Source organism: Nocardia sp. NPDC052001, from assembly GCF_040680615.1.
In the GTDB taxonomy this organism is placed as follows: Bacteria; Actinomycetota; Actinomycetes; order Mycobacteriales; family Mycobacteriaceae; genus Nocardia.
Map to the genome: position 1 here is coordinate 1,401,839 of NZ_JBFAXC010000002.1, position 3,980 is coordinate 1,405,818.

Consider the following 3,980-nt stretch of genomic DNA (forward strand, 5'->3'; position numbering starts at 1 on the left):
ACAAGTTGCCCATGGATGGCCCGGATAGGCTGCGACGGCAGACCCGGTTCAGCGTCGACCGATCGCGAAGGGAGCTTTCCTCTCCGATGCCGCAGCACACTGGTTCCGCAGCGCACCTGTACGGGCGCGAACGTGAACGCGAGGAACTGGATCGGCGGCTGAAGGACGCGCGGGCCGGACACGGGTCGGCCCTGATCCTGCTCGGCGAGCCCGGAATCGGGAAGACGGCGCTGCTGCGCTACGCGACGGCACAGGCCACCGATTTCCGGGTGCTCAGCTGCCGCGGCGTACCGAGCGAAACCGAACTGGCCTTCGCGGGACTGCACGAATTGCTGTGGCCGGTATTCGACCGCATCGACGCGCTGCCCGCCGCGCAGGCGGCGGTGCTGCGGGGTGCGCTGGGCCTGGGACGGCACACCGGAGACCGGTTGCTGATCGGGGTGGCGGTGCTGACCCTGCTCTCCGAGCTGGCGGAGCAGCTGCCGATGCTCATCGAGATCGATGATTTGCAGCTGCTCGATCCGCCGAGCAGGCAGTGTCTGCGATTCGTCTCGCGGCGCATCGCCGAGGAACCGATCGCCATGTTCATCGCGGCGCATCCGGGCACCGTCAGCGAGACGGGCGAGCCGACACCGACCCTGACCATCGCGGGTTTGGACGAGCACAGTGCCGAACAGCTGGTGGCCGAACACAATCCGGCCTTGAGCCCGCGCCGCGCGAAGCAGCTCGTCCGGCTCACCGGCGGCAGCCCGCTGGCACTGCTGGAATTGAGCCGGGCCGCGAGTATCGAGCTGGGTCCGGCCGCCACGTCACGACTTCCGCTGGGACCGCGATTGCGCGCCTCGTTCGATACCCGGTTGCGCGCCCTGCCCGACGGTGAACGCACCATCGCGCTCATCGCCGCCGCCGATGACGGCGCGGACGCCGACACCGTGCGCCGCGCGGCCGAATCGCTGGGGGTGCCGGCCGAAAACTGGCCCGCGGCACTGGATTCCGACCTGCTGCGACTCTCCGACGGCCGAATCACGGTGGACCACCCCTTGATTCGCGCGGCCCTGTACGAGACCGCGACCCCGGAGCAGCGCCGGGCGGCGCACGCGGCGCTGGCGCGGGTGTACGCCGATCGCGATCCGGACCGGCACGACTGGCATCTCGCGGCCGCCACGACCGAACCGGACGAGACGATCGCGGCGACCCTGGATAGCGCCGCGGAACGCGCCTGGAGCCGGGGCGGGGCGCTCACCGCCGCACGCATCTATCGCCGGGCCGCCGCGCTGTCACCGGACGCGACCGCGGCCGGGCAGCGCTTGGCCCGTGCCGCCCGCGCGGCCTGGGACGGCGGCGATCTCGAAACAGCCCGGGAACTGCTGGACGCGGCGGGTGACCGCGCAGCCCCCGAGGTGGTGGCCGCGGCCGCCGGCGGACTGGGCGGACTGCTCGAACTCGGTCAGGGCGATCCCGAACGCGCCCGGCGCATGCTGTTGCGCGACATCGACTCCGTCGATCCACGCTATCGGCCCGAACTGCGGGTGCTGGAGTTGCGGGCGAGCTGGGCGATCGGTGAGCCGTTCACCGCCCAGATGCTCGCCGAACTGGCCGGGCGCGATCTGACGGACGCCGCGGATCTGCCGCCGTCGCGGCTGCCACTGGCGAATGCGGCGATCGTGCTCGGCGATGAGACCCATGCGCTGGCGCTGTATCGCGAAGGCATCGAACGGCTGCGCACCGAGGGTCCGATCAGCTGGCTCGGCTACTCGCTGTGCCAGCAGGCCATGCTGAATCTCGTTGCCGGGCAGTGGGATGACGCCATCGCAGATGCCACCGAGGCCATTGTGATGGCCGATGACTTCGGCGGCCGCCAAACCCAGGCCTCGTCCTACGGCACCATGGGTTTCATCGCCGCGCTGCGCGGGGACGAGGCGGGCGCGACCGCGTTCACCGAGCGCACCCTGACATTCTCCCGGCCGCGCCGGACCTTTGCGCTCAGCGCCGACGCCCACTGGGCGCGCGGACTGGCCGCGCTCGGCGCGGGCCGCCCGGACGCGGCGTTCGAATGGCTCGAAACACTGTCCACCCCTGGCCATTTCGCCCATCACCCGACGGTCGCGACGCTGAGTGCGTCCGATGCCGCGGAGGCCGCGGTGCGACTCGGCCGGTTCGACGCCGCCCGCCGCCACCTCGATCTGCTCATCGCGCATACCGAACTCACCTCGGCCGCCTGGGCGGTGGCGGACACCGCCCGAGTGCGTGCGCTGCTGGCCCCCGACGACGAGGCCGAGTCATTCTTCGCCGCGGCGCTGGCCGCCGCACCCGCGCAGCGGCCGTTCGCCCGCGCGCGCATCCGGTTGCAGTTCGGCGAATGGCTGCGGCGGATGCGGCGGCGGCGCGAGGCGCTGGAACAATTGCATTCCGCGCACGGCACTTTCGAGCGCCTGGGCGCGCGCCCGTGGGCCGAGCGCGCCGAGCGCGAGATGGCCATGGCCGGTGACCGCAGCGCGGTGGCGCCGACTCCGCCCGATACCGATCGCGTGCTGACCGCTCAGGAATTGCAGGTGGCCCGGCTGGCGGCCACCGGGCTCACCAACCGGGAGATCGCCGCGCGACTGCTGATCAGTCCCCGGACCGTGGGAAACCATCTCTCGCACATCTTCTCGAAGCTGGGCCTGGGCGGGCGCGGGGATCTGGTGAACGTCGATTTCGAGAACGGCTTCCGCCTCATACCCTGACCGCCTCGGCCGGGCGCGGGTATGCGCCGACGTCAATCGGCCAGGTGGTCGAGCCTGCTCGTACACCACGCATCGCGTGTGCATCCGCGGTTCACGCATTTCGGGTGAACAGGCCCGCGCCGCGTGCGGGGCGCTGGAGTCGGCGCTGCGGATCTCGGGTGTCCATCGATACGGTCAAGACGCATTTGCGCGGTATCTACAGCAAGCTCGACGCGAATATCCGGGGCAATGCCGTGGAACGGGCGCGCCTGGTGGACCTGTTCTGACGTAAGAGACGGACCGCCTCCGGCGGCGGTTGTGCTGGGATGGAGAACGGTCCCTCTCTCACGTTGGCGCCGTTCGGACTGCAGGGAACCGACCGACATTGCCATGCTGCCCGCGATCCACCGCGACCACCAGGTCATGACCTATACGGCGACCTATACGAGAGTGTGTGACGTCCACGGTTCCCGGCTCAGGTCGTGATGCGTTGCATATCGCTGATGAGCCAGCGCCCGTCGGGTTGTTCCTCGGCGGTGACGACCGCGACGGTGAGCGCCACTTCCGGATTGGGAGCGGTCTCGGTGGTGGTGGACTGTTTGATATATCCCACGGCCGTGGCGACATTGTCGGTGATCGCGCGCAGGCCGCAATTGAAGTCGAGCACTTCGCTGGTGCTGTTGTTCGCGAGCAGATACGCGCGAGTGGCGGTATTGGTTTCCTGCAATTGTTTGCGGTACGGCCCGGTGGACGCGGCGATGGCTCCGGCGAAATAGGCGTCGAGCGATCTCGGATCGTAGGTGCCGATATTTTTAAGGTGCACATGAATGGCGTGCAGGGCCGCGATATGTCTATTGCCGATTTTCGCGATCTCGGGCGCGACCCCCGGGTTGGGCTGGGACCTGGTCGTAATGGCCCCGGCATTGTTGACCGCCGCACCGGTCGCGCGCTTGGGGGCGGAAGAATTGTCATCGCCGGAATTTCCGACGAAATACGCCGAGCCGACGGCGACGGCGCTCAATGGCAGCACCCCGGCGAGTGCGGCGAGCTTTCGGCGCGACATCGGGGCCTTGACGGGCGGCGGGGTGGGCTCCGGAAAGGGTGGCGGCTCGACCGGAGGGAAGGACAGCGATTCGTTCTCGGTTTGAGTCACGTGATTTCCTCACTGTAGTACGGCCAATCGCAGATGTTAACCGGCGGTGGGTATTTCAGCGTGGAAACCATGAATGTCGATGCATTCGCCTTTAATGCCTGAATTGCACGAAATCACCATTT

At 68.7% G+C, this 3,980-nt stretch carries 2 protein-coding genes; one reads left to right on the top strand and one right to left on the bottom strand.

Annotated elements, in window-relative coordinates; genetic code table 11:
• Positions 1-86: 86 nt before the first annotated feature.
• The gene (locus AB0L82_RS14915; RefSeq protein WP_364635612.1) at positions 87-2,726 is read left to right on the top strand and encodes an AAA family ATPase; all 2,640 of its coding nucleotides are present in this window, start codon (positions 87-89) and stop codon (positions 2,724-2,726) included.
• A gap of 454 nt (positions 2,727-3,180) precedes the next feature.
• Here the strand turns inward: AB0L82_RS14915 and AB0L82_RS14920 are convergent, their stop codons facing one another.
• On the bottom strand, positions 3,181-3,858 hold the full coding sequence (locus AB0L82_RS14920; RefSeq protein WP_364635615.1) for a hypothetical protein: 678 nt from the start codon (positions 3,856-3,858) through the stop codon (positions 3,181-3,183).
• Positions 3,859-3,980 lie beyond the last annotated feature (122 nt).

Bases quoted from the DNA above. Each gene is read 5' to 3' on its own strand.
- AB0L82_RS14915 (WP_364635612.1), top strand. From the start codon at position 87: ATGCCGCAGCACACTGGTTCCGCAGCGCACCTGTACGGGCGCGAACGT.